This window comes from Agromyces sp. P1_H4 (assembly GCF_056405255.1).
On record NZ_JBFUCL010000394.1, the window covers coordinates 1 to 3,196 of the forward strand.

At 70.6% G+C, this 3,196-nt stretch carries 4 protein-coding genes; all 4 read left to right on the forward strand.

From position 1 onward, the window contains the following. A partial coding sequence (locus tag AC1DY2_RS17740) for a 3-isopropylmalate dehydrogenase (protein ID WP_476763608.1) occupies positions 1 to 695 on the forward strand: 695 nt, incomplete at its 5' end. A gap of 21 nt (positions 696 to 716) precedes the next feature. Next, entirely contained in the window at positions 717 to 1,832 is a 1,116-nt protein-coding gene (locus AC1DY2_RS17745) for a branched-chain amino acid aminotransferase (protein WP_476763609.1), read from the forward strand. Next, positions 1,832 to 2,272: a GNAT family acetyltransferase gene (locus AC1DY2_RS17750; protein ID WP_476763610.1), complete on the forward strand. Its 441-nt coding sequence runs from the start codon at positions 1,832 to 1,834 to the stop codon at positions 2,270 to 2,272. The genes AC1DY2_RS17745 and AC1DY2_RS17750 overlap by 1 nt, the downstream gene beginning before the upstream one ends. Positions 2,273 to 2,281: 9 nt before the next feature. Continuing rightward, the gene (locus tag AC1DY2_RS17755) at positions 2,282 to 3,058 is read left to right on the forward strand and encodes a fumarylacetoacetate hydrolase family protein (RefSeq protein WP_476763611.1); all 777 of its coding nucleotides are present in this window, start codon (positions 2,282 to 2,284) and stop codon (positions 3,056 to 3,058) included. Positions 3,059 to 3,196: the final 138 nt, after the last annotated feature.

Here is a 3,196-nt window from a genome sequence, read left to right on the forward strand (position 1 = left end):
ACCCCGGCGAGGTCGACTTCGTCGTCGTCCGCGAGGGCACCGAGGGGCCCTACGTCGGCAACGGCGGTGCGATCCGCGTCGGCACGCCCGCCGAGGTGGCCAACGAGGTCTCGGTGAACACCGCCTACGGGGTCGAGCGCGTCGTGCGCTACGCCTTCGCGGCGGCATCCGCTCGCCCGCGCAGGAAGCTCACCCTCGTGCACAAGACGAACGTGCTCGTCTTCGCCGGGTCGCTCTGGAAACGCACGGTCGACGCCGTCGCCGCCGAGTTCCCCGAGGTCGAGGTCGACTACCTCCACGTCGACGCCGCGACCATCTTCCTCGTCACGGATCCTGCTAGATTCGATGTCATCGTCACGGACAACCTCTTCGGCGACATCCTCACCGACTTGGCCGGCGCGATCAGCGGCGGCATCGGACTCGCGGCCTCGGGCAACATCAACCCCGACGGCCGGTTCCCGAGCATGTTCGAGCCGGTCCACGGATCCGCGCCCGACATCGCCGGGAAGGGCATCGCCGACCCCACCGCCGCCATCCTCTCCGTGGCACTGCTCCTCGACCACCTGGGTCACGAGGAGCAGGCAGCGAAGGTGCGGCGGGCGGTCGCCGCCGACATCGCCCAACGCGGCGACGCCGCACGATCGACCTCCGAGGTCGGCGACGCGATCGTCGCCCGCATCGACGCAGACGAGTAACCGCACCCGAAGGACGACAACATGACCATCAACCTCCCGCTCCAGGCCCCGTCCGCTGCAGGACTCACCTGGAACGTCACCCGCAACGACGCGGCGAAGACCGACGCCGAGCGCGACGCGATCCTCGCCGACCCCGGCTTCGGCAACCACTTCACCGACCACATGGTCGACCTCTGCTGGTCGGAGAAGGGCGGATGGCACCGCCCGCGCGTCTCGCCCTACGGCCCGATCCAGCTCGAGCCGTCGGCCGCGGTGCTGCACTACGCGCAGGAGATCTTCGAGGGCCTGAAGGCCTACCGCCACGCCGACGGCTCCGTCTGGACCTTCCGGCCCTACGAGAACGCGGCGCGCATGCAGCGCTCGGCGGCCCGTCTCGCCCTGCCCGAGCTGCCGAGCGAGTMCTTCATCGACTCGCTGCGCCAGCTCGTCGCGGTCGACGGCGCGTGGGTGCCGACGGCTCCCGAGATGAGCCTCTACCTGCGCCCGTTCATGTTCGCGAAGGAGGCGTTCCTCGGCGTGCGCCCCGCGAAGAAGGTCGCCTACTACCTCATCGCGAGCCCGGCCGGAGCGTACTTCCACGGCGGCGTGCAGCCCGTGTCGATCTGGCTGTCGACGAAGTACGCACGCGCCGGCAAGGGCGGCACCGGTGCGGCGAAGACCGGCGGCAACTACGCGTCGAGCCTGCTGCCGCAGGCCGAGGCGGCCGAGCACGGGTGCCAGCAGGTGCTGTTCCTCGACGAGGGGAAGTACCTCGAGGAGCTCGGGGGCATGAACGTCGTGCTCGTCTACCGCGACGGCACGCTCGTCACGCCCGAGTCCGACTCGATCCTCGAGGGCATCACGCGCGACTCGGTGCTGCAGCTCGCGAAGGACCGCGGCCACACGGTCGAGAGCCGAAAGGTCACGATCGACGAGTGGCGGGAGGGCGCGGCATCCGGCGACATCGTGGGCGCGTTCGCGTGCGGCACCGCGGCGGTCATCACGCCCATCGGCCGCCTGCTCGCCGAGGACTTCGAGATCGTGCACTCGGGATCGGCGGCCTCGGAGCTGGCGCTCTCGCTCCGCGAGGAGCTCACCGGCATCCAGTACGGCCGCGTCGAGGACCGCCACGGCTGGCTGACCCGCCTCGACGCCTGATGCCGGGCGCGGCCATCCGGCCGTTCCGCCGTGAGGACACCGAGCCGGTGGTGGCGCTCTGGCGCGCTGCCGGCCTGGTGGTCCCGTGGAACGACCCGTATCGCGACATCGAGCGCAAGCTCACGGTGCAGCCCGACCTGTTCCTCGTCGCCGAGGACGACGGGGGAGCGGTGGTGGGCGCGGCGATGGTCGGCTACGACGGCCATCGCGGCTGGGTGAACTACCTCGCGGTCGACGCGTCGCGTCGCGGCGAGGGCCTGGGGGCGGCGATCATGGCCGAGGCCGAGCGGCTCCTCGTCGCGCTGGGATGCCCCAAGCTCAACCTGCAGGTGCGCTCTACGAACCAGGGCGTCATCGACTGGTACCGCTCGCTCGGCTACGAGCCCGACCGCGCGGTGAGCCTCGGCAAGCGACTCATCGCCGATGCCTCCGACCAATAGGCTGGCAGCATGAAGATCGCGCGATTCTCCCACGGCGAGACCATCGCCTTCGGCATCCTCGACGAGGAGGATGACGAGCTCGTCGTGCTGAAGGCCGACCCGATGTTCGCGGGCTTCGAGCCCACGGGCGAGCGTGTGCCGCTGAGCGAGGCGAAGCTGCTCGCGCCCGTCATCCCGCGGTCGAAGGTGGTCGCGGTGGGCAAGAACTACCGTGAGCACGCCGAGGAGATGGGCGGCGAGGCGCCAACCGAGCCGCTGCTGTTCCTGAAGCCGAACACGTCGGTCATCGGTCCGGGCGACGCCATCGTGCTGCCGGCGCAGAGCGAGCAGGTCGAGCATGAGGGCGAAGTGGCCGTGGTCATCGGCCGCATCGCGAGGAACGTGGCCGAGGCGGATGCCGCGGGCGTGATCTTCGGGTACACGATCGCGAACGACGTCACGGCCCGCGACCTGCAGCGGCGCGACGGCCAGTGGACGCGCGCGAAGGGCTTCGACACGTTCTGCCCGCTGGGGCCCGTCATCGACACCGACCTCGACCTCGAATCGGGAACCATCGAGGTGAGCGTCGACGGCGAGCGACGGCAGCACGGCCGGCTCGCCGACATGGTGCACTCGATCCCCGCGATCATCGCCTACGCCTCGAGCGTCTTCACCCTGCTGCCCGGCGACGTCATCCTCACCGGCACTCCGGCGGGCGTGGGGCCCATCGTCGACGGGAACACGGTCGACGTCACCGTCTCGGGGCTGGGCACGCTCTCGAACCCGGTTCGGGACGCAGGGCGCTGAGCTTCCGCGTCACCGGTCCAGCGGTCAACGGCCCCGCGAGTCAACGCCCCAGCGCGGTCGCGGCGAGCTCGACGTCCTCGAGGTCGTTCCACAGGTGGAACGCGACCCGTGCACGGCCCGCCCGGCCCGATGCGGTGA